Annotated in this window: 21 protein-coding genes and 1 riboswitch; of the genes, 8 read left to right on the top strand and 13 right to left on the bottom strand. The window is 73.6% G+C overall.

Translation table 11 applies throughout. The annotated features are described in order from the left end of the window. Positions 1–37: 37 nt before the first annotated feature. From F6X68_RS07345 to pdhA, 5 genes are all read right to left on the bottom strand, one after another. Positions 38–1,303, bottom strand: coding sequence for an Ig-like domain-containing protein (locus tag F6X68_RS07345; protein WP_151453539.1), 1,266 nt, complete (start codon positions 1,301–1,303; stop codon positions 38–40). A gap of 340 nt (positions 1,304–1,643) precedes the next feature. Next, positions 1,644–3,293 (bottom strand): right-handed parallel beta-helix repeat-containing protein, encoded by a 1,650-nt coding sequence (locus F6X68_RS07350; RefSeq protein WP_151453555.1) that lies wholly within the window; start codon positions 3,291–3,293, stop codon positions 1,644–1,646. Positions 3,294–3,432: 139 nt separating this feature from the next. Beyond that, positions 3,433–4,827, bottom strand: coding sequence for a dihydrolipoamide acetyltransferase family protein (locus tag F6X68_RS07355; RefSeq protein WP_151453540.1), 1,395 nt, complete (start codon positions 4,825–4,827; stop codon positions 3,433–3,435). Beyond that, the gene (locus tag F6X68_RS07360) at positions 4,824–5,840 is read right to left on the bottom strand and encodes an alpha-ketoacid dehydrogenase subunit beta (RefSeq protein WP_151453541.1); all 1,017 of its coding nucleotides are present in this window, start codon (positions 5,838–5,840) and stop codon (positions 4,824–4,826) included. The genes F6X68_RS07355 and F6X68_RS07360 overlap by 4 nt, the downstream gene beginning before the upstream one ends. Beyond that, entirely contained in the window at positions 5,840–7,006 is a 1,167-nt protein-coding gene (gene pdhA, locus F6X68_RS07365; RefSeq protein ID WP_151453542.1) for a pyruvate dehydrogenase (acetyl-transferring) E1 component subunit alpha, read from the bottom strand. Before pdhA ends, F6X68_RS07360 begins: the two co-directional genes overlap by 1 nt. Before the next feature lie 104 nt (positions 7,007–7,110). Here pdhA and F6X68_RS07370 point away from each other — a divergent pair, with 104 nt between their 5' ends. Then, positions 7,111–7,617: an Lrp/AsnC family transcriptional regulator gene (locus F6X68_RS07370; protein ID WP_132234638.1), complete on the top strand. Its 507-nt coding sequence runs from the start codon at positions 7,111–7,113 to the stop codon at positions 7,615–7,617. Between the two features lie 22 nt (positions 7,618–7,639). Here F6X68_RS07370 and F6X68_RS07375 read toward each other — a convergent pair whose 3' ends face one another. Next, on the bottom strand, positions 7,640–8,611 hold the full coding sequence (locus F6X68_RS07375) for a DNA polymerase domain-containing protein (protein ID WP_151453543.1): 972 nt from the start codon (positions 8,609–8,611) through the stop codon (positions 7,640–7,642). Between the two features lie 190 nt (positions 8,612–8,801). Beyond that, entirely contained in the window at positions 8,802–9,032 is a 231-nt protein-coding gene (locus tag F6X68_RS07380; protein ID WP_151453556.1) for a hypothetical protein, read from the bottom strand. 214 nt (positions 9,033–9,246) lie between these two features. Here F6X68_RS07380 and F6X68_RS07385 point away from each other — a divergent pair, with 214 nt between their 5' ends. The 5 genes from F6X68_RS07385 (at position 9,247) to F6X68_RS07405 (ending at position 13,944) form a co-directional block, all read left to right on the top strand. Further along, positions 9,247–9,990, top strand: coding sequence for an alpha/beta hydrolase (locus F6X68_RS07385; protein ID WP_225852042.1), 744 nt, complete (start codon positions 9,247–9,249; stop codon positions 9,988–9,990). Positions 9,991–10,111: 121 nt separating this feature from the next. Further along, complete coding sequence (locus F6X68_RS07390; protein WP_151453545.1) at positions 10,112–10,843, top strand: histidine phosphatase family protein; 732 nt, start codon at positions 10,112–10,114, stop codon at positions 10,841–10,843. Beyond that, positions 10,827–11,696 (top strand): NAD(P)H-hydrate dehydratase, encoded by an 870-nt coding sequence (locus F6X68_RS07395; protein ID WP_151453546.1) that lies wholly within the window; start codon positions 10,827–10,829, stop codon positions 11,694–11,696. The genes F6X68_RS07390 and F6X68_RS07395 overlap by 17 nt, the downstream gene beginning before the upstream one ends. A 147-nt stretch (positions 11,697–11,843) precedes the next feature. Continuing rightward, entirely contained in the window at positions 11,844–13,331 is a 1,488-nt protein-coding gene (locus tag F6X68_RS07400; protein WP_151453547.1) for a S8 family serine peptidase, read from the top strand. 112 nt (positions 13,332–13,443) lie between these two features. After that, the gene (locus F6X68_RS07405; protein WP_132234652.1) at positions 13,444–13,944 is read left to right on the top strand and encodes a hemerythrin domain-containing protein; all 501 of its coding nucleotides are present in this window, start codon (positions 13,444–13,446) and stop codon (positions 13,942–13,944) included. Between the two features lie 42 nt (positions 13,945–13,986). On the opposite strand, the gene F6X68_RS07410 is transcribed toward F6X68_RS07405, so the two are convergent. Continuing rightward, positions 13,987–14,838, bottom strand: coding sequence for a metallophosphoesterase (locus F6X68_RS07410; protein ID WP_151453548.1), 852 nt, complete (start codon positions 14,836–14,838; stop codon positions 13,987–13,989). An 89-nt stretch (positions 14,839–14,927) separates the two neighbouring features. Next, positions 14,928–15,734, bottom strand: a complete 807-nt coding sequence (locus F6X68_RS07415) for an SDR family oxidoreductase (RefSeq protein ID WP_151453549.1) — start codon at positions 15,732–15,734, stop codon at positions 14,928–14,930. Between the two features lie 172 nt (positions 15,735–15,906). Beyond that, a riboswitch (ZMP/ZTP riboswitch) is annotated at positions 15,907–15,996 on the top strand. 17 nt (positions 15,997–16,013) lie between these two features. Here F6X68_RS07415 and F6X68_RS07420 point away from each other — a divergent pair. Beyond that, entirely contained in the window at positions 16,014–17,453 is a 1,440-nt protein-coding gene (locus F6X68_RS07420) for a glycine hydroxymethyltransferase (protein WP_151453550.1), read from the top strand. A gap of 305 nt (positions 17,454–17,758) precedes the next feature. Here the strand turns inward: F6X68_RS07420 and F6X68_RS07430 are convergent, their stop codons facing one another. The 3 genes from F6X68_RS07430 to F6X68_RS07440 form a co-directional block, all read right to left on the bottom strand. Continuing rightward, positions 17,759–18,160, bottom strand: coding sequence for a hypothetical protein (locus F6X68_RS07430; protein WP_151453552.1), 402 nt, complete (start codon positions 18,158–18,160; stop codon positions 17,759–17,761). Further along, entirely contained in the window at positions 18,157–18,972 is an 816-nt protein-coding gene (locus tag F6X68_RS07435; RefSeq protein WP_192581312.1) for a class I SAM-dependent methyltransferase, read from the bottom strand. The genes F6X68_RS07430 and F6X68_RS07435 overlap by 4 nt, the downstream gene beginning before the upstream one ends. A gap of 119 nt (positions 18,973–19,091) precedes the next feature. Next, positions 19,092–19,385 carry a hypothetical protein gene (locus F6X68_RS07440; RefSeq protein WP_151453554.1) on the bottom strand — a complete coding sequence of 98 codons (294 nt, stop codon included), beginning with the start codon at positions 19,383–19,385 and terminating at the stop codon, positions 19,092–19,094. A gap of 55 nt (positions 19,386–19,440) precedes the next feature. Between F6X68_RS07440 and F6X68_RS07445 the strand changes: the two genes are divergently transcribed. Then, a complete protein-coding gene (locus F6X68_RS07445; RefSeq protein ID WP_225852043.1) occupies positions 19,441–20,085 on the top strand; it encodes a TetR/AcrR family transcriptional regulator in 645 nt (214 codons plus the stop codon). A gap of 172 nt (positions 20,086–20,257) precedes the next feature. Here the strand turns inward: F6X68_RS07445 and F6X68_RS07450 are convergent, their stop codons facing one another. Continuing rightward, on the bottom strand, positions 20,258–21,949 hold the full coding sequence (locus tag F6X68_RS07450) for a ribulokinase (protein WP_225852044.1): 1,692 nt from the start codon (positions 21,947–21,949) through the stop codon (positions 20,258–20,260). Between the last annotated feature and the right edge of the window lie 155 nt (positions 21,950–22,104).

Raw genomic sequence — 22,104 nt, forward strand, 5'->3', positions numbered from 1 at the left:
GCGGCGGACCGGTCCCCCGGGTGTGCGTACGGTCGGATCAGCCGCCGCGGACGGACGGCGCCGGCGCCGGCGAGCCTCCGGCCACCGCACCGGGGTGCGGCACGGCCGACGGGGACGGCCGCAGCCCGGCCGGCACGGGCAGCGCGCTGCCCTTGACGAACTCGTCCCAGCTGACGTTCCAGGCCGTCCAGCCGTTGCCCTCGGTCAGCTCGACCTCGGTGCCCTTGATGGTGACCAGGTCGCCGACCTGCGTGACGCCCATCAGCCAGTCCGCGGCCTCGTTGGAGACGTTGGTGCAGCCGTGCGAGACGTTGGTGTTGCCCTGGTCCCCCACCGACCACGGCGCCGCGTGGATGAACTCGCCGCCCCAGGTGAGCCGTTGGGCGTCCTCGACGTCGACCACGTAGGGGTCGGCCGAGCCCCGGGTGTCGAACGTCGTGAACTCGTGCTTCTCCATGATCACCATCTTGCCGCTGGAGGTCGGCGTGCTCGGCTTGCCCATGCTGACCGGGAGCTTGCGGACCACCTTCCCGTCGCGCAGCACGGACATCTGCTTTGTCGCGTTGTCGATCTCCAGGGCCACCTGCCGGCCGATCTTCGACGTGGCCGTGCGGTCGGAGTCGCCGACCCGGTCCTTGCCGATCGGCAGGCCCTCCAGCCCGGCCCGGACGCTGATGCTGGTCCCCGGGCGCCAGAAATCGGGAGCCCGGTAATAGGCCTGACTGCCGTCGGACACCCACGACCAGGCACCCGGCTGCGGCGGATCCGTCTTCACGAACAATCGGCGCTGCACGTCGTCCCTGGCCTCTTTCGGAATGGGTGGGTCAAACGCCACGGTCACCGGCATCGCGGTGCCGTACGTCCGATCACCGGCGAAGTACAACGTGCTGGTGATTTCCGGCTTCGTCGATTTCGGCATCGTGGTGAAGGTGGTCTTCCGGGTCGTCGTCGTGCCCGAGTCGCCCGTGGCGGTCACCTCCGCCGTGTAGGTGCGCCGCGGCTTCAGGGGCGCCTTCGGCACCCAGCCCGAGCCGTCCTCCCGGGGCTCCGCCGCGACCTGCGCGCCCTTGTCGTCGGTGATCCGCACGGCGGTGACCTTCCCGTTCCTGACCGCGGTCCCCACCTCGGCGGTGATCGGCACCTCGCGGGCGCGGTCGGTGGGCGTCACGGTCAACTCCGGCGCCGCCGCCTGCCCCTCGGCCGGCCGGGCACCCGGCTTGCGGTCGGCGGTGCACCCGCCGAGGGCCAACGGCGTGGCCGCGATGGTCACGGCCAGCACCGTCAGTCGCCGCCTCAACTCCATGATGCGTCCCCCCGTTGTCTGGTGTCCTCAGCCACATTCTCTCCACGCTGCGCCGGGTGGACGCGCAATTTCCACGGAATTGCAGAAAGCAATTATGGGAAGCATTTCCCGCACTGCACGGAAAGGGGCCGCACGCGCCGGTTTCCGGGTCCGTCCGGAATCGTCCGGCACGCCCACCGGCGGCCCCCGGAATCCCGCCGCGTCCGGGTTGGGCCACGGCGTCGTCGGTGTCAGCGCACAGCCGTCCCGCACCCGCGATCCGGCGGCGGGGCGACGCCGTGCGGCAGGACGCGACCGGGCGCGCCGCCGCCGACGGGCCGGCCGCCCCGGCCGGTCGTCGTCAGCCGTGGTTGCGTTCCCACCGGCCGCCGACCGGTGGGGTGTCCAGTCGGACGGCGGAGTCCGCGTTGCCGGCGAAGTCGTTGTCCTCGACCCGGCAGTCCACGCAGCTGCCCTGCTCGGTGACCCACAGTCCGTGGTTCTGGGTGCTCGGCTCGCGGTTGTCCCAGATCCGGTTCCCCCGGATGGTGGCCGACTCGACGGCCGCGTTGATCGCGATGCCGGCCCGCACCGGCGGCCCGGCGGGCAGCTCGTACGGGGTGCCCGGTGCCGGAGTGCCCCCGCTCCATGCGCTCGGGGAGTCCGGCCGGATCGGCGCGAGGGTGAGCTCGGTGTCGTCGTTGGCCGCCACCACGGCGATGCGCTCGCCGACCCGCACCACCTTGCCCCGGTGGCCGTCGTTCGGCCAGGTCGCCCGCCGGTCCACCACGGATTTCCCGGTGTAGCGCACCGAGTCGCCGTGTGCGCTCGTCGCGGGCGCCCACTGCCGCCCGTTGTTGCGGATCCGGTTGGCGACCAGGAAGACGTCGCGGACCGGACGGTCGATGCGGATGGCGTCGGCACTGTTGCCGTAGAAGTCGTTGCTCTCGATGACGATCTCCTCGGCGACGTGCTCCTCGGACCCGCCGAGGTTGCGCTGGTGGTAGCCGTACCGGCCGTTGCCGCTGATCCGGTTGCCGCGGATCGTGTACGGGCCGGGGGTGTTGCCGATGCTGACCCCGTCGCGCAGGTTGCCGTCGATGACGCAGTCGGTGAGGATGCCGCCCCGCCCGGCGGTGTGCGTGGTGCCCTTCGCCGAGACGTGGAAGCCCGCCTCCAGGTTCCCGGTCATGGTGCAGGAGGAGACGATCAGGCCGTTGGCACCCCAGTCGGAGATGCCGAAGCGGTTGCCCTGGGCGTGGCAGCCGATGATCCGTACTCCCCGTGGGCGCAGGTGGTCCGCCTCCTGCAACTCCAGGAAGATGCCGTTGGTGGCGTTGGCCACCGCGCTGCAGTTGACGATGTTGAACCGCTCGATGCTGCCCCAGCCGCCGATGCCGATGCCGATGCCCGCGCCGCCCATCTCGGTGCCGTTGTCCAGCCGTCCGCACCCGACGACCAGCACCCCCTCGATCAGGCAGTCCTGGAGAAAGTCGCAGCCCAGGCCGGTGGCGGCGGTGTGGTGGATGTACAGGTTGCGGAAGATGCCGCGGACGACGTACTGGAGACCGAGGCCCTTGGCCAGCGGGTTGTAGTCCGCGGACGCCACCTCCGAGCCGTCGATCTCGAAGTCGGCGAAGGTGCAGTCGGACAGGTGCCGGTTGCGGCCGGCGCCGTGCTCGATCGCGGTGTGGAAGGCCAGCGGCGCCGGGTCGGCCCGGTTGCCGGCGTTGCTGAGCACGAAACGGGTCGCGCCCGGCCCCGCGCCCATGAGTGACACCCCGCTGCGCCACACGGTGCCCGAGTCCCGCATCGAGTAGACCCCGGGCGGGCAGTAGATGATCCGGGCCCGGCCGTCGGCGGCGTACGCGTCGCCGAGCCGGTCCACCAGCGCGGCGAGCGCCGGCTGGTCGTTGGCCGTCCCGTCGCCGACCAGGCCGTGCTCCCGGGCGTCGCAGAGCAGCGGGGCGCCGGCCACCGCGTGCCGGCGCACGCCGCCGGCCGAGGGCATGTCCGGATAGGCCACCTCGTCCTCCCCTCGGCGAGACTGCCCGGCCCGCATTCCCGGCCCGCCTGCCGGGAAACGCCTGCCGCGACGGCGACGGCCCCCGCGCCGCCGGGAGGCGGAGCCGGGGCCGTCGCGACCGGGATCAGACGTTGGCGATCAACACCGCCGGCCGCTCGACGCAGTCGGCGACGTGCCGCAGGAAGCCGCCGGCCACCCCGCCGTCGCAGACCCGGTGGTCGAAGGTCAGGCTGAGCTGCGTCACCTTCCGTACGACGAGCTGCCCGTCCACCACCCAGGGCTTGTCCACGATCCGTCCCACCCCGAGCAGCGCCGCCTCCGGGTGGTTGATGATCGGGGTGGAGCCGTCGACGCCGAAGACGCCGTAGTTGTTGAGCGTGAACGTGCCGCCGGTCAGCCGGGCCGGGGGCAGCGTGCCGGCCCGGGCGGCCGTGGTGGTCGCGGCCAGCTCGGCGGCCAGCTCGGCGGTGGTCAGCCGCTGCGCGTCCCGCAGCACCGGCACGACCAGCCCCCGGTCGGTCTGGGCGGCGATGCCCAGGTGCACCCCGGCGGACTGGACGATCCGCTGGCCCTCGGTGTCGACCCGGGCGTTGAGCTGCGGGTACCGGCGCAGCCCGGACAGGCAGATCCGGGCCAGCAGGGCCAGGATGCTCACCGGCGCGTCCGGGGTCGCCGCGTTGATCGCCGCCCGGGTCTCCAGCAGCCCGCTGGCGTCCACGTCCACCCAGATGGTCACCTCGGGGATCTCCCGACGGCTGCGGGAGAGCTTGTCGGCGATCACCTTGCGGATGCCGGTCAGCGGGACGACCAGGTCCTCGGCGCCGGAGACCGCCGACGCGACGGGCTCGTCGGGCACCGCGGCGAGCCGGGCGGCCGGCGTCGCCGCCTCGGCGACGGCGGCCTCCACGTCCGCCCGGCGCACCACGCCGCCGGGGCCGGTGCCGCGCAGGGCCGCCAGGTCGAGCCCGTGCTCGCGGGCCAGCCGGCGCACGATCGGCGAGATGACCAGGGGCGCCGCCGCGCCGTGCGGGTGGTCGGCCGCGTTGGCCGCAGCCGCCGCCGGGGCGGGAGCCGCCGGCGGTGCGGCGTGGGCGGGAGCCGCCGGGATGGGATCGGGTGCGGCCACGAGACGGGGCCGCCGACGCCGCCGCCCCGCGCCACCGTGGCCGGTGCCGTAGCCGATGAGGACGTTGCCGGAGCCGGCCCGCTCCTCCTCGCGGTAGGTGGCGTGCGCGGCGGGCTCGTCGCCGGTCCCGCCGTCGCCGTCGAGGGGCGCGATGGTGATCAGCGGCTGGCCGACCGGGCGGGTCTCACCCGCCGCGCCGTGCAGCGCCACGACCCGCCCGGCGTACGGGCAGGGCACGTCGACGACAGCCTTGGCGGTCTCCACCTCCACGACGCTCTGGTCCACCGTGACCACGTCGCCCACGGCGACCCGCCACTCGACGATCTCGGCCTCGCTCAGCCCCTCGCCCAGGTCGGGCAGGAGGAAGACCTGCGCCCCGTCCACGGTGGTCACGCCGCGCTCTCCCGGCTCAGCCAGCGCCCGTCGGGCTGGTCGTCCCACTGGAGCCGGGCCACCGTGTCAAGGATCCGGTCCACCGACGGCAGGTGGGTGTGCTCCAGCATCGGCGCCGGGTACGGGATGTCCAGCCCGGACACCCGCAGCACCGGGGCGTGCAGGGCGTGGAAGCAGCGTTCCTGCACCCGGGCGGCGATCTCGGCGCCCACCCCGGCGAAGCCCTGGGCCTCCTGGATCACCACGCACCGGCCGGTACGCCGGACCGAGGCGGTGACGGTCTCGTCGTCGAAGGGCACGATGCTGCGCACGTCCACGACCTCCAGGTCCCAGCCCTCCTCGCGGGCGGCCTCGGCGGCCTCGAGCGCGACCGGCACCGCCGGCCCGTACGCGACGAGGGTGGCGTCGCGGCCGGGGCGACGCACGACCGCCCGGCCGATCGGCGCGGCGCTGGCCGGCAGTTCCGCCTCGGCGCTGGAGAAGTAGAGCTTCTTCGGCTCCATGAACACGACCGGGTCAGGATCGTCGATCGCCTGGCGCAGCAGCGAGTACGCGTCCTCGACCGTCGCCGGGGTGACGACCTTCAGGCCGGGGGTGTGCGCGTAGTACGCCTCGCTGGAGTCGCAGTGGTGCTCGACGCCGCCGATGCCGCCGGCGTACGGCACCCGGATGACGATGGGCACGCTGAGCGCGCCCCGGGTGCGGTTGCGCAGCTTCGCCACGTGCGAGGCGATCTGCTCGAACGCCGGGTACGCGAACGCGTCGAACTGCATCTCGACCACCGGGCGCAGCCCGGACATGGCCATGCCGACGGCGAAGCCGACGATGCCGGCCTCGGCGAGCGGCGTGTCGAAGCAGCGCTTGTCGCCGAAGCGGGCCTGGAGGCCGTCGGTGATCCGGAAGACGCCGCCGAGCGCGCCGACGTCCTCGCCGAAGACGACCACCCGGTCGTCGTCGAGCATCGCGTCGGCGAGCGCGGCGTTGAGCGCCTTCGCCATGGTCAGGGCGGCCATCAGCGCTCACCCTCCTCGTCCTGGGCGGCGGCCAGCTCGGCGCGGACCTGCTCGCGCTGCTCGACCAGCTGCGGGGTGGGCTCGGCGTAGACGTGGTCGAAGAGGCTCATCGGGTCGACCGTCGGCTGCGCGTTCATGCGGGTGCGCAGGTCGGCGGCGTACGCCTCGGCCTCCTCGGCGACCGCGGCGACGGCGGCGTCGTCGAGCGCGCCCCGGGCCCGCAGGTACGTCTCCAGCCGGGCCACCGGGTCCCGGTCCCGCCACGCCTCGACCTCGGCGCCGTCGCGGTAGCGGCTCGCGTCGTCGGCGTTGGTGTGCGCCTCCATCCGGTAGGTGTGCGCCTCGACCAGGAACGGGCCCTTGCCGGAACGGGCGTGCTCCACCGCGCGGGTGAGCACCGCGAGCACGGCCACCGGGTCGTTGCCGTCGACCTGTTCGCTGGGCACGCCGTAGCCCACGCCCTTGTACGCCAGCGACGGCGCGGCGGTCTGCCGCGACAGCGGGACGCTGATGGCGTACCGGTTGTTCTGCACGAAGTAGACGACCGGGGCCTTGAACACGGCGGCGAAGTTGACGCCCTCGTGGAAGTCGCCCTCGCTGGTCGCCCCGTCACCGATGAACGCCAGCGCGACGGTGTCGCGCCCCTGGTACGCCTCGCCGTAGGCCAGCCCGGCGGCGTGCACGCACTGGGTCGCCAGCGGGGTGCACTGCGGGGCGGTGTGCCGCTCGGCGGGGTCGTAGCCGCAGTGCCAGTCCCCGCGCAGCAGGGTCAGCACCTCGACCGGATCGATGCCCCGGGAGACCAGGGCCATCGACTCGCGGTAGGTCGGGAAGACCCAGTCCGTGTCGCGCAGGGCGAGGACGGCGCCGACCTGGCAGGCCTCCTGCCCGCGCGAGGACGGGTAGACGGCCAGCCGGCCCTGCTTGGTCAGGGCGGTGGCCTGGACGTCGAAGCGGCGGCCGACGACCATCCGCCGGTGCATCTCGACGAGCGCCTCGACGGGCGGCTCGGGGTAGTCGGCGGGGGCGCGCAGTGGCGTGCCGGTGGGGTCGAGCAGGCGGACGGGCTCGGTGGCCGGGAGCAGCGGCTTGGCCGGGTCGGGCGGGGTGGCCTTCCGACGGCTGCGCGGGGATGCCCTGCGGACCGCCTCGGGTGTGGTCGTCACGGCGGGACCTCCTGGACGTGTGGTGGGCCTATGCTCCTGCTGTCGGATGATTGACTCAAGATCCAGGACAAACGCGGGACGGATGGCATGGGACAGGCGGCGAGATGAGCCAGGAGTCCGGGGGCGCAGCGGAGCCGGTGGCCGGAACGGGACGTTCGGCGCGACCGTTGGACGACGTCGACCGGCGGATCCTCGACGAGCTGGTCCGCGACGGCCGCACGTCGGTGCGTACGCTCGCCGAGCGCATCCACATCTCCCGCACCAACGCGTACGCCCGGGTCGAGCGGCTGCTGCGCGACGGGGTGATCACCGGTTTCCGGGCCCAGGTCGCGCCCGAGGCGGCGGGGCTGGGCACCTCGGCGTACATCGCGTTGAAGATCGAACAGAACACCTGGCGGGAGGTGTCGGCGGAGCTGGCCCGGGTCCGCTACATCGAGCACGCCGCCCTGCTCGGCGGCGACCACGACGTGCTGGCCCTGGTCCGGGCGCCGGACAACGCCACCCTGCGCGACGTGGTGCTGGGCCGGGTGCAGAGCATCGCCGGCGTGCTCTCCACCCGCACCTGGCTGGTCTTCGAGGAGTTCGACGGCGAACGCAGCCCGTGGGAGTGAACGGGCGCAGCGGTCTGCCCGCTCAGCGCTCCGGTGGGGCCTCCAGCCCCTCCCGGTCGGCCAGCTCCAGCAGCGGTTCCAGGGAGAACCGCCGGTCGTCGAGGCCGGCGTGCGGGTCGCCGCGCTCGGCGAACCGGGCGGGCATCGTGGTCACGGCGAAGTCCTCCGGCCGGGCGTCGTCCAGCTCCGACCAGTCCAGCGGCGCGGAGACCAGCGCCTGCGGGGTGGGACGGATCGAGTACGCCGAGGCCATCGTGTGGTCCCGGGACATCTGGTTGTAGTCGACGAAGACCGGCCGGTCCCGCTGCTCCCGCCACCACGTGGTGGTGACCAGCTCCGGCAGCCGGCGTTGCATCTCCCGGCCCAGCGCCAGCACCGCCCGCCGGCAGTCGCCGAAGCTCCACCGGGGCTCGAGGGAGAGGTAGACGTGCAGGCCCCGCCCGCCGGTGGTCTTCGGGTAGCCGGTCAACCCCAGCTCGGTCAGGAACGCGTGCACCTCGTGGGCCACGGGCACCACCTGGTCGAAGCCCACCCCCGGCATCGGGTCCAGGTCGATGCGCAGCTGGTCGGGCCGCTCCACGTCGGCGGCGGAGACCGGCCACGGGTGGAACCGCAGTGTGCCGAGGTTGGCCGCCCAGATCACCACCGCCAGCTCGCTCGGCGCGACCTCGTCGGCCGTACGCCCGCTCGGGAAGGTGATGTGGGCGGTGCGGACCCACTCGGGCGCTCCCGCCGGCAGCCGCTTCTGATAGAAGGCGTCGCCCCGGTTGTCCTGCCGGGTGCCGATCTTCGCCCCCTCGAACACGCCGCGCGGCCACCGCTCAAGCATGGTCGGGCGGTCCCGCAGGGCGCGCAGGACGCCGTCGCCGACGGCGAGGAAGTAGGACACCACGTCCCGCTTGGTCAGCCCGAGTTCCGGGAAGTACGGCTTGTCGGGGCTGGAGACGCGCACCAGCCGCTCCCCCACCTGGATCTCCTCGGCCGGCGTCGCCACGCCTGACACCGTAACCCGCCCGGCCGGCCGGCACGGGCCCGCGCGCCGACACCTCGGCCGGCACATCCCGGCACGGCCCTGCGTGCCGACACCTCGGCCGGCTGCCGGCACGAGATGGCGCGCTCCGGGCGGCCGTCCGCGCGGCGGCCGGGCGGGCAGTCTCCGGCCGCCCGGCCGCCGGCGGTCGAACTCAGCTCATCTCCTCCTGGAGGCGTGCCAGGAGCATCTTCTTGCCCTGTTCGCCCGCCTTGCGGTTGTTCTCCTGGATCTTCCGGAACCAGGTGGCCAGTTCCGTGTCGCCCCGCGCGTCGGCGTCGGCGACGTAGTTCTCCAGCTGCCAGATGTGCTGCAACGACATCTGCAGCGCGTGGATCAGGTCGTAGTTCTGGTCCTTCACCGGGCTCGCCGGCTCCCTGACCATGGTGGCCACGGCGCACCTCCCCGTCTCGGTGATCGGTGGAGGCAGCGCTTACCCGACCCGGCCCCGATCACGCCCCGGGCGCCGGGCGCACCGCCCCCGGCCGGCCGGGTCGGGCCGGAACGGGACGCCAGTGGACGGCTCCGTCGGCCGTCGGCCGTCGTACCGGTGGGTTACGGTTCGTCAACCATCGGTGACCGGCACGGGGAGAGAGATCGTGGGCGAGCCTGACGGACCACTGACGACGGCGACGTACGTGCTGATTCCCCCCGCGGGCAGCGGGCCCTGGTACTGGCACCTGCTGGCCGAGCAGTTGCGGGACCGGGGGCACGACGTGGTGGCGGTCGACCTGCCGTGCGCCGACGACTCGGCGGGGCTGGCGGAATACGCCGACGCCGCCGTCCAGGCCATCGGGGACCGCACGGACCTGGTCGTCGTGGCCCAGTCGTTCGGCGCGTTCACCGGTCCGCTGCTGTGCGACCGGGTCCACGCGGACCTGCTCGTGCTGCTGACCCCGATGGTGCCCGCCCCCGGCGAGTCGCCGGCCGAGTGGTGGGGCAACACCGGCTACGCGCAGGCCAGGCGGATCCAGGCGGAACGCGAGGGCTGGACGCCGGAGCAGGACGAGGACCCGAACGTCGTCTTCTTCCACGAGCTGCCGCCCCGGCTCGTCGAGGAGGCCACGGCGCACGCCCGGGACCAGTCCGGCACGCCGTTCGAGAAGCCCTGGCCGCTCGCCGCCTGGCCGGACGTGCCGACCCGGGCGCTGCTCTGCCGGGGCGACCGCTTCTTCCCGATCGACTTCCTGCGCGGGCTGGTGTCCGAGCGGCTGGGCATCGCCCCGGACGAGATGGACGGTGGGCACCCGGTGGCCCTGAGCCGGCCACGGGAGCTGGCGGACCGGCTGGAGGAGCTCCGGCGGGAGGCCCGCGGGGTCGCCCGCCCCGCCCAGCGGGGTTGAACGGCGGGTGGACGACGGAGGGCCCCCGCGGCAACGCGGACCCGGCCGGGGCGGCGCACACGGTCCCGCCCGGCGGGCTGGCGCGGTTACCCCGGGCGGGCTTGCGGGTAGGGGTTGCCGCATGGCGGAACTGGCGACGCTCTGGATCGTCCGGCACGGCGAGAGCACGGCGAACGTGGCGGCCACGGCGGCCGAGGCGTCCGGCGCCGAGCTGATCGACCTGACCCACCGGGACGCGGACGTGCCGCTGAGCCCCACCGGGGAGGAGCAGGCGCGGGCCACCGCGCGGTGGCTGGCCGGGCTGCCCGAGGCCCACCGGCCCGACGTGGCGGTGGTGTCGCCGTACCTGCGGGCGGTGCGGACCGCCGAGCTGGCCCTGGCCGGCACCGGGATCCCGCTCACCCGCGACGAACGGTTGCGCGACCGGGAGCTGGGCATCCTGGACGGCCTGACCGGGCAGGGGGTGCGCCGGCGGCACCCGGAGGAGGCCGCGCGCCGCGACCGACTCGGCAAGTTCTACTACCGGCCGCCGGGCGGGGAGTCCTGGACCGACGTGGCGCTGCGCCTGCGTGCCCTCCTGGGCGACCTGCGCCGCGACCACGAGGACCGGCGCGTGCTGCTGTTCGGCCACGACGCCCTGGTCTTCCTGACCCGTTACCTGGTGGAGGGGCTCACCGAGACGGAGCTGATGGCGTTGACCCGCGAACACGTCATCGCCAACTGCTCGATCACCGGGTGGTCCGCCGGCGCCGACGGCCGGCTGACCCCGGACGTGTTCAACGACGTCGGTCACCTGCACGAGCAGGGCGCCCGGCAGACCAGGGAGGACGAGGTCCATGCCGAACCGGTCTGACACCCGGGTGATCACCCCCGGCCTGCTGCGGGACTGGACGCTGCCCGTGCCGACCGGCGGCAAGGAGGCCCGGGGCACGGTGCTGGTGGTCGGCGGCTCGCGCTTCACCCCCGGCGCGGTGCTGCTCGCCGGGGTGGCCGCGCTGCGGGCCGGGGCCGGTGTGCTCCAGCTCGCCGCCGCCGAGTCCACCGCCGCCGCGCTGAGCATCCAGGTGCCCGAGGCGCTGGTGGTGGGGCTGCCGGAGACCACCGACGGGGCGGTCGCGGGGCAGCCCGGCGAGCTGCTGGGCGAACTGGTGGCGGAGGCGGACGTGGTGGCCGTCGGCCCCGGCCTCAAGGACATCGACGAGACCGGCCGCCTGCTGCGCCTGGTGCTCGACGCGGCCGGTCCGGAGACGTCGCTGGTGCTCGACGCGTACGCCCTGGGGGCGCTCAGCCACGCCCCGGACCTGCTGGTCGGGTCCGGGCGGCCGGTGGTGCTCACCCCCAACCTCACCGAGGCCCGGCACCTGCTCGACCGGGAGCCCGGCGACGACCTCGACGCCGAGGCGACGGAGCTGGCCCGCCGGTACGACGCGGTGGTGTCGCTCTACGGCCACATCGCCACCCCCGACGGCCGGAGCTGGCGGGAGGAGAGCGGCGACGCCGGCCTGGGCACCTCCGGCAGCGGGGACGTCCGCGCCGGGCTGCTGGCCGGGCTGCTGTCGCGGGGCGCGCAGCCGGCACAGGCCGCGTGCTGGGCGGCGTTCGCCCACGCGGTCAGCGGGCAGCGGCTGGTCCCCCGGTTCGGCCGGATCGGGTTCCTCGCCCGGGAGCTGCTCGACGAGATTCCCCACACCCTGGCGACCGTCTGACACCTTTCGTCCGGACCCGCGTAGGCGTGTAACGCCAGCTCACGGCGCGACGCTGGTGGTTGCGGAGGCAGGCATCCCGCCCGCCTCCCGCCGGCCGCTCCCCGCCAGGGGGCGTACCCCGGCTGGAAACAGCCCCTGGGAGTCTGTGTGAAGAACCTCCGTCGCAAGACACTGGCTGCCGCGTCCGCCGTGACGCTCGGCGTCGGCCTCGCCGTCGCCGGCGGGGTGGCCCCGGCGGCGTCGGCCGCCGGCCCGGACACCACGTTCCTGGTGCTCGCCCCGCAGGGTGACAAGACCGACAAGGCGGCCGCCCGCGTGGCCGCCGCCAACGGCACCGTGGTGGCCAGCTACGACCAGATCGGCGTGCTCGTCGTCCGGTCGACAAACCCCGACTTCGTCACGGACGTGGCGGGCGCGGGCGTCGACTCGGTGGCGTCCACGGCCGGTCTGGGCAGCGCCCTCGACGAGGGCGAGACCCTGGAGGTCTCCGCGGCCGAGGCGGCCAACACGACCGCCGACCCGACCAAGGAGCCCCTCTTCGGTCAGCAGTGGGACATGCCGATGATCGACGTCCCGCAGGCCCACGCCGTCAACGCCGGCCGCGCCGACGTGGTGGTGGGCGTGCTGGACAGCGGCATCTCGTCCAGCCACCCCGATCTGGCCACCCAGATCGCGAAGAACAAGAGCACGTCCTGCATCGGTGGCGTCACCGACACCACCGAGGCCGCCTGGAACCCGACCACCTCCGACCACGGCACCCACGTGGCCGGCACCATCGCCGCCGCCGTCAACGGCGTCGGCGTGACCGGGGTCGCCCCGGGCGTCAAGGTGGCCGCCGTCAAGGTGGTCAACGACGACGGCTACATCTTCCCGGAGGCCGCGGTCTGCGGGTTCATGTGGGCCGCCGAGCAGGGCATGCAGGTGACCAACAACAGCTACTACATCGACCCGTGGCAGCTCAACTGCCGCAACGACGCGCGCCAGCGTCCGGTGTGGAAGGCGGTCCAGCGGGCCCTGCGTTACTCGCAGGGCAAGGGCGTGCTGCACGTGGCGTCCGCGGGTAACAGCAACTGGGACCTCGCCCACAAGATCACTGACACGGGCAGCCCGAACAACGGGACGCCCGAGGAGCGCGCGAACCTCACCAACTCCTGCCTCATCCTGCCGGGCGAGGCGCCGGGCGTGGTGACCGTGTCGGCGGTCGGCCCGACCGGGCAGAAGAGCTACTACTCCTCCTACGGCCAGGGCGTGGTCGAGGTGACGGCGCCGGGTGGCGACACCCGCTTCCGTACCCGGGGGGTCAGCTCGACCTCCTCCGACGGCATCCTGTCCACCACCTACAACACCACCACGAAGACCAACGGCTGGGGTTACAAGCAGGGCACCTCGATGTCCTCGCCGCACGCCGCCGGCGTGGCCGCCCTGGCGGTCTCGGCGCACCCGGGCATGGCGCCCGGTCAGCTGTCGGCCTTCCTGGGCAACACCGCCGAGGCGATCTCGTGCCCCGGCGGCGTCTACAACCCGGTGCCGCTGATCGCGGCCGGCCCGAACGCCTACGACGCGAACTGCTCCGGCGGCAAGCGCAACGGCTTCTACGGCTTCGGCATGGTCAACGCGTACAACGTGGTGCGCTGACACCACGGCACGACAGTGGCAGGGCCCGGCGGTTCACCGCCGGGCCCTGCCCGTTTTGGCTGCTCACCCCGGGGGTACGGGAGAAGTCGTCAGCCGAGCGAGGAGGTCAACGGTGTCCACCGATGCCATCGTCCTGTTGAAAGAGGACCACAAGGAGATGCGCCGCCTGTTCAAGGCGTTCCAGGATGCCGAGGAGGGTCCGGCGGCGCGGCGGCAGAAGCTGGTGAACGAGATCCTGGAAGCCCTCACGGTCCACACCTACCTCGAGAACGAGGTGATGTACCCGGAGGTCCGCAAGCTCCTGCCCGACCTGGAGGACGACATCCTCGAGTCGTACGAGGAGCACCACGTCGCCGACGTGCTCTGCGCCGAGCTGTTCACCATGGACGCCGGCGACGAGCGCTTCAACGCCAAGACCACGGTGCTGATCGAGAACGTCCTGCACCACGTCGAGGAGGAGGAGCAGGAGTGGTTCCCGAAGGTGCGCGAGGCCCTCGGCCGTAAGCAGCTCCAGGAGATCGGCGAGCGGATGATCGCGCTGCGCGCGGACGCGCCGCGCAAGCCGACCGACCCGAAGGCGATCAAGAAGTCGCTGGACGCCGTGACGGCCTGAGCGGACGAACCTCCACGGGCCCCGGTGCGCCGGGGCCCGTCGTCACGCCGGGGGCGCGGGCAGGATCCGCCGCAGCGCCGGGGGCGCGGCCCGGGGCCGCCACTCCCGCGGGTAGCCCACCGAGACCTCCTCGAAGCGCACCCCGTCGTGCCAGGTGGTACGGGGAATGTGCAAATGGCCGTAGACCACCGCGGCGGCGTCGAAGCGCAGGTGCCAGTCGGCGGTGGACTCGGTGCCGCACCACTGGGCGAAGATCGGGTAGCGCAGCACCCGGGTCGGCTCGCGCAGCAGCGGCCAGTGGTTGACCAGCACCGTCGGCAGCCCCGGCTCCCGTTCGGCGAGCCGACGCGCGGCCTCGGCGACGCGGGCGGCGCACCACGCCGACCGGCTCGGGTACGGGTCGGGGTGCAGCAGGAACTCGTCCGTGCACACGATCCCCGTCCGGTACGCCTCCTCCAGCGCCGCCTCGGGGGTGTCGAACCCGTCCGGGCGCCAGCTGTGGTCGTAGAGCAGGAACAGCGGCGCCACCAGCACCGGGCCGCCCACCCCCCGCCACACCGGGTACGGGTCCTCCGGGGTCAGCACGCCCAGTCGCCGGCAGGCGTCGACCAGGTACGCGTAGCGCGCGGCCCCGCGCAGCGCCACCGGGTCGGCGGGCGGCGTCCACAGCTCGTGGTTGCCCGGCGCCCAGACGACCTTCGCGAAGCGGCGGCTGAGCAGGCCGAGGGCCCACTCCACGTCGGCCACGGTGTCGCCCACGTCCCCGGCGACCAGCAGCCAGTCCTGCGGCGACGTGGGGCGCAGCCCCTCGACCACCTCCCGGTTGTCCCGGTGACCGACGTGCAGGTCGCTGATGGCGAGCAGGCTGCCGCCCTCGCCGTCCTCCCCCGCCATGCCGCTGATCCTAGGCAGCGGCGCGCCCGGCCGCGAGGCCCCCGTGCCGGCGGCGGGCCGCACGACCCGCCGCCGGGCCCCGCAAGGGGTCAGCTGCCGGAGCCCGGCTCGGCCATCCTGCGGTGCTGCGCCGCCTTGAGCTTGTCCGGGACGATCTTGCCGGCGGCGGTCTGCACCTTGTTGAGCAGCGAACCCGCGGTCACCGTCTGGTCGCCCCGCAGCATCGCCGCGAAGCCCTGCTCGGCCACGGTGCGCGGGTCGTCCTTGCGTCCCGAGCCGACCCGGGTGTCCGCCATCTCGGCACGGTCGAAGAACTCCGTGTCCGTCGGCCCCGGCATCAGCGAGGTCACCGTCACCCCGGTGTCCTTCAGCTCGTTGCGCAGCGCCTCCGCGAAGGACTGCACGAACGACTTCGACGCGTTGTAGACGGCCTGGAAGGGTCCCGGCATGGTGGCGGCGATCGACGAGGTGAACAGGACCCGCCCGGCGCCGCGCCGCACCATGGCGGGCAGCAGCAGCTTGGCCAGGTGCACCGTCGAGCGCACGTTCAGGTCGACGACGGCCAGCTCGTCCGCGAGCGTGGTGCCCCCGACGAACTCCCCACCGGCGCCCCGCCCGGCGTTGAGCGCCAGCGCGTCGACCGGGCGGCCGGCCGCGGCCACCGCCGCCGCCAGCTCCTCGACCCCCTCGGCGCGGGTCAGGTCCACCCGGACGGGATCCACCCGCGGCCCCCCGTCGCGCCGCAGCCGCTCCGCCACGGTGCCGATCCCGTCGTCCTCGGCGGCGACCACCAGGTCGTACCCGTGCTCGACGAACTGGACCGCCAGCTCGTACCCGATGCCGCTGGACGCGCCGGTCACCACGGCGAACGGCCGGTCCGTGCCCGATGTGGTCATCTGCTCGTCACTCCCCTCGTCGGCGGGCGGCCCGCGCACCCGAGGCCGTCCCGGATGTGCTGTGCCCCGGTCCGGGCCGCCCAACCCCCACGTCCGCACCCGCCCACCTCGCCGGGGACCCGCCGCCGGGGCGAGGTGGGCCGGGAACCGCCGAGGTCGACCCGGTAGGATCGGCGCGGGCCGTGACTGGCGCGTTGGGATGGAGAACCATCGGGAAGCGGTCCCGTCATGAGGACGCATGCCGAGCGCCTGGGCCTTCCGCACGTCACTGGAGGTCGCATGTCGTCGCTGAACGCCGAATCCACCGCCTTCCGCAGCGCCCTCGAGGTGATCCGCGCCGTCGAGCCCCGGGTGGCCGACGCCATCGGCGCCGAGCTCGCCGACCAGCGCGAGTCGCTCAAACTCATCGCCAGCGAGAACTACGCCTCCCCCGCGACCCTGCTGACCATGGGCAACTGGTTCAGCGACAAGTACGCCGAGGGCACCGTCGGGCGCCGCTTCTACGCGGGCTGCCAGAACGTCGACACCGTCGAGGCGCTCGCCGCCGAGCACGCCCGGGAGCTGTTCGGCGCCGCCCACGCGTACGTGCAGCCGCACTCCGGCATCGACGCCAACCTGGTGGCGTTCTGGGCGATCCTGGCCGACCGGGTGGAGTCGCCGGCGCTGAAGAAGGCCCAGGTGCGGCAGGTCAACGACCTGACCGAGGCGGACTGGTTCGCGCTGCGCCGGGAGCTGGGCAACCAGCGGATGCTCGGCATGTCGCTGGACGCCGGTGGCCACCTCACCCACGGGTTCCGGCCGAACATCTCCGGCAAGATGTTCGACCAGCGCAGCTACGGCACCGACCCGGTCACCGGCCTCGTGGACTACGACAAGGTCGCCGAGGCGGCCCGCGAGTTCAAGCCGCTGATCCTGGTCGCCGGCTACTCGGCGTACCCGCGGAAGGTCAACTTCCGGATCATGCGGGAGATCGCCGACTCGGTCGGCGCCACCTTCATGGTCGACATGGCGCACTTCGCCGGCCTGGTCGCCGGGAAGGTCTTCACCGGCGACTTCGACCCGGTGCCGCACGCGCACATCGTCACCACCACCACGCACAAGTCGCTGCGCGGCCCGCGCGGCGGCATGGTGCTCTGCCAGCCCGAGCTGGCCGACCAGGTCGACCGGGGCTGCCCGATGGTGCTCGGCGGCCCGCTGCCGCACGTGATGGCCGCCAAGGCCGTCGCCCTCGCCGAGGCCCGCCGCCCCGACTTCGCCGACTACGCGCAGCGGATCGTCGACAACGCGCAGGCGCTCGCCGAGGGGCTGCTGCGTCGCGGCGGCAAGCTGGTCACCGGCGGCACCGACAACCACCTGGTGCTGATCGACGTCTCCGGCTACGGGCTGACCGGCAGGCAGGCCGAGCAGGCGCTGCTCGACTCGGGCATCGTCACCAACCGCAACTCCGTCCCGCAGGACCCGAACGGCGCCTGGTACACCTCCGGCATCCGGATCGGCACCCCGGCGCTGACCAGCCGGGGCCTGGGCGCCGCGCAGATGGACGAGACGGCCGAGCTGATCCACACCGTGCTCAGCCAGACCAAGCCGGGCGCCAACCCGGACGGCACCCCGTCCAAGGCCAAGTACGTCCTCGACCCGGCCGTCGCCGACCGGATCAGCAAGCAGGCCAGCGACCTGCTGAGCGGCTTCCCCCTCTACCCGGCCGTCGACCTCGGCTGAGCGCCACCCACCGCGACGCCGCCGCCGGCCACCCTCGGGTTCCGGCGATCGTCGCAGCACCCCACCCCCTGGGGACAGCGATGACGTCGGCATCGACAAGCGCCCCGGTGATCGGTGGCGCAACGGCCGGAACCCGGTTGGAAGCAGGATGGGGGCGGCGCCGGTGACCCCGGCACCGCCCCCTGTCCGAGGGGTACGTCGATGAACTCGGTCGCACCGTTCGTCGCATCGGTGATGTCGCCGGGATGCACCACGTCGTCGTGGCGGTAGTTCGTCCAGGACACCTGGCCGGCGGTCATCGGCGGCTACAGCCGCTCGAAGCTCTCCATGCCGGCGAGTTCGAGCACCTTGATCCGGGTCGCCGGGCATTCCTGCCGGGTCTGGTCGTCGATCTGACGGCCGGTCGGCACGGCGCCCTGCTTCTCGTACCAGGAGTAGAGGTTCACGGTGAGGTTGGCCATCGTGCCCGTCTCGGAGCCGATCCCCCTCAGCGTCGGCAACTGGCCGTCCAGGTAGGCACACACCTCCTTCGCCGACACCGGCGTCGCGCCACCGGCCGGAGCGGATCCGATCGCGCTGGACGCGGCGTCGGCTGCTGCGGGGGTGCCCGCCGTGGCCCCGGAGGGCTCGGGCGCGCCGCCGTCGGCACAAGCCGTCAGGGCGAACACGAGACAGAGGGTCGGCGCGAGCATTCGGATCGATCTCATCGGTTCTCGTCCTGACATGGTTGTCGGTGGTGGGCGACCGGCGGCGGGGCCGGGGCGGACGGCTTGTCAGCCTTGGCGGCGATCGCGGTGACGAGCCAGAGGCCGGCGGGTAGTCGGTAGCCGACCCCAGGTTCACGAAACCGGTCGAGCAGCCGGGCCGCCCCCGCCCGGGCCGAAACCTGCCCAGCCAGCGGAGCCGCCCGGTACGCGGCACCGGCGGGGCCGACCTCGATCAGCCACTCGGCCACCGCATCGGCGTCGTCCGGAGCATTCATGACGACGTCACACGGCGTGATCGTGACGGCGGTCAAACCGGCGATGGTGAGGACGCGGACGAGCCGCGCCGGGTCGACGAAGGAGAACGGACCGGGCTCGTCACCCACCGGCAGCGGTGGTAACGGCCCGAGGTGCGGTGCTGCGCCGAGCAACGCCGCGGACATCCACGGGTTGACGCTGCCGTCGCGAAAGACGGTCGCGGCGAGGCGCCCTCCCGGGCGCAGGGACCGCCGGATCGTGGTGCAGCCCGCGACCGGATCCGCCAACAGCATCAGGGCCATTCGCGAGTACGCCGCGTCGAACGGTGCCCCCGGCACGACATCGAGGGTCTCGATGTCGGCCGCGTGGAACCGGATACCCGGGTACCGGTCCGTGGGGAACCGTTGCCGGGCGGCGGTCACCATCGCCTCGGCGATGTCGATACCAACCGCCGCGCCGGTCTCGCCGACCGCCGCGGCGAGTTCGGCCGTGGTGCCACCGCAGCCGCAGCCCACATCAAGGATGTGTTCGGCGGGCCGCGCGGCCATTCGCTCCATGGCCGGCGCTCCCAGCGGCCGGCCGATCTCGTCCTGCCGATCGGCGTGCCGAATCCAGCCAGCCGCCGCTCCCGTCCAGAAAGCGGTGTTGTGGGACCGCAAGGTGGCGGCGTCGGCCATCAGAACGGCATCTCGGCACCGTCGACGCTCAGCGATCGGAAGCTGGCCGCCTTCGTCGGGTCGAAGCCGTCCTCCTGCGCCGCCAAGCCTGCGGCCCGAACCAGCCGTTCGGACTGGAACCGACGGAACGCGGCTTCGTCCTGCCAGATGTTGATGATCCGCCAGCCACCCTCGGTCGGACCGGCGACATGGGCGACGAGTCCCGGCGGCCGGTCCGGTCCGAGGTGTCGCTCCACCTGCTGGTACTCCGCCTCGCTGACGCCGGGCATCTCCTGCAACACACCGAACGGCATGGCCGCTCCTTTCGATAGAGTCGGAATCTATCGAATAGAGCACTACACTTGACCAGTGGTTGTCAAGAGACGCTATGACTCTTCCCGGCGGCAGGAGCAATCCCGACAGACCCGGCGGGCGATCCTCGAAGCGGCTGGTCGGTTGTTCGTCGACCCCGGCTACGCGGCCACGCCGCTGACCGTCGTCGCCGCGGAAGCCGGCGTCGCGGTCCAGACGCTCTACGCGGTGTTCGGCAGCAAGCGGCAACTGCTCTCCCATCTGGTTGACGTCACCCTGGCCGGTGACGACGAACCGGTGGCCCTGCCGGACCGGCCCTTCGTCGCCGAGATCCGCGCGCTCGCCGATCCCCGCGCCAAGCTCGCCCGCTACGCCCGCCATCTGGTCGAGGTGAACGCCCGGCAGGCCCAGGTGATGCTCGCGTTGGCCGCAGCGGCCACAGCCGATCCGGACGCCGCCGCGATCTGGCGCAAGAACATCGAAGAGCGCCGCCGCGGCATGGCCATGTTCGCCGCGGAACTCGTCGGCACGGGAGCCCTCCGCCCTGACCTGGACGTCGAACAGGTGGCCGACATCCTCTGGCTGGCCCAGGACGTCCGCAACTTCGACTGGCTCGTCCGGCAACGCGGATGGCCGCTGGAGCAGTACCAGCGGTGGTATGTGGACACCGTCAGCGGCGCCACCATCGCCGGCGCCGAATAGCGGACAGGCTCAGCCACTCGGGGACTCGAACCTCGACCCCTTCGATCCAACCAGGAGAAGGAAGCGCCCCCATGGCGTCCTCGCAGCCAGGACGGGCATGGTCGAACAGCAGCACGACGCAATCCGCTCGAGCCGTGGTTCCCACGGCTGACGCGTCACGGTGTCGCCGAGATCAGGGTCCTGTCCTCGCGCGGTGGCGGAGGGTGCGGAGGCGGTGCAGGACGTCGGTGCCGCCCCGGCCGAAGTGGTCGTGCAGGGCGCGGTACTCGGCGTACAGGTCGTCGTAGGCCGCCGCCCGGGCCGGGTCGGGGTGCCAGGTCTCGCGCCGGCCGGCGCCCATCGCCGCCGAGGCGGCCGGCACGTCCGGGTACGCCCCGGCGGCGACCGCCGCGTGGATGGCCGCGCCCAGCGCCGCCGGGTGGGCGGAGTCCAGCACGTGCAGCGGCCGGCCGAGCACGTCGGCGTAGATCCGCAGCAGCAGCCGGTTGCCGGTCAGCCCGCCGGCCACGGTCAGCTCGTCGACGGCCACCCCGGCGGCGGTGAACGCGTCGACGACGGTCCGGGCGCCGAAGGCGGTGGCCTCCAGCAGCGCCCGCCAGATCTCCTCGGGGCGGGTGGCCAGGGTCAGCCCGACCAGCACGCCGCTCAGCTCGTGGTCCATCAGCACCGAGCGGTTGCCGCTGTGCCAGTCCAGCGCCAGCAGCCCGTGCCCGCCCACCGGCTGGTCGGCGGCCAGGGTGTCCAGCAGCTCGTACGGGCTGAGCCCACGGCGGCGCGCCTCGTCGGCGTAGCCGGCCGGCAGGGCGGTGCGGGCGTACCAGGCGAAGATGTCGCCGACCCCGCTCTGTCCCGCCTCGTAGCCCCAGGCCCCGGTGGTGACGCCCCCGTCGACCACGCCGCAGACGCCGGGCACCTCGCGGTACGCCGCCGCGTTCATGATCAGGCAGGTGGAGGTGCCGAGTACCGCGAGCATCCGGCCGGGCTCGACGGCGCGGGCCGCCGCGGCGGTGACGTGCGCGTCGATGGCGCCCGCCGCGACGGCGATCCCGACCGGCAGCCCGGTCCACGCGGCGGCCCCGGCGGTGAGCCCGCCGGCCCGGGCGCCCACGGGCACGAGCGGACCGTCGACGCGCGGCAGCAGGCCGTCGAGGCGGGGGTGCAGGGCGCGCAGGAACTCCGCCGACGGGTACCGCCCGTCCTGCCGCAGCCCCTTGTAGCCGGCGGCGGAGACGTTGCGGGTCTCCCGGCCGCAGAGCTGCCAGACGAGCCAGTCCGTGGTCTCGATGAAGCGCTCCGCCCGGTCGAAGACCGCCGGGTCCTCCTCCAGCACCTCCAGCGCCTTGGCGAGCTGCCACTCGGCGGAGACCCGGCCGCCGTAGCGGGGCAGCCAGCGCTCGCCGCGTGCGGCGGCGACGTCGTTGATCCGGGCGGCCTGCCGCTGGGCCGCGTGGTGCTTCCACAGCTTCGGGTACGCGTGCGGCCGGCCGCCCAGGTCGGGCAGCTCGCAGAGCGGGGTGCCGTCGGCGAGGGCGGGCAGCATCGTGCAGGAGGTGGCGTCGACGCCGATGCCGCACACGTTCCCGGGCCGGATCCCGGCGGCGCGCAGCGCGGCGGGCACCGCGACGCGGAGCACCTCGCGGTGGTCGTCGGGGTGCTGCAACGCCCAGTCGGGTGGCAGCGGCGTGCCGTCGGGCAGCCGCTCGCTGATCACCCCGTGCCGGTACGGGTGGACGGCCTCGCCCCGCACGGCGCCGTCGGCGACGTCGACCACGACCGCCCGGCCGGAGAGGGTGCCGAAGTCGACGCCGACGACGAACCGGGCTGGCCCGGCCACCGGCCGCGCCGCGCCTTCTCCTGCCGCCACGGCTGCTCCCTCCCGCCGCGCCGCGCCGGCACCCGGGCGGGCGACCGGTCGGCGGCGGCGGGAGGAAACGGTAGCAACACCGCCGCGCCCGCGGCACGTGCCCGACAGCCGGCGGCCCGCCCGGGGAGCGGAGGGGTGAACGGACGGAGGTAACG

Source organism: Micromonospora sp. AMSO12t (assembly GCF_008806585.1).
GTDB classification, from domain to species: Bacteria; Actinomycetota; Actinomycetes; order Mycobacteriales; family Micromonosporaceae; genus Micromonospora; species Micromonospora reichwaldensis.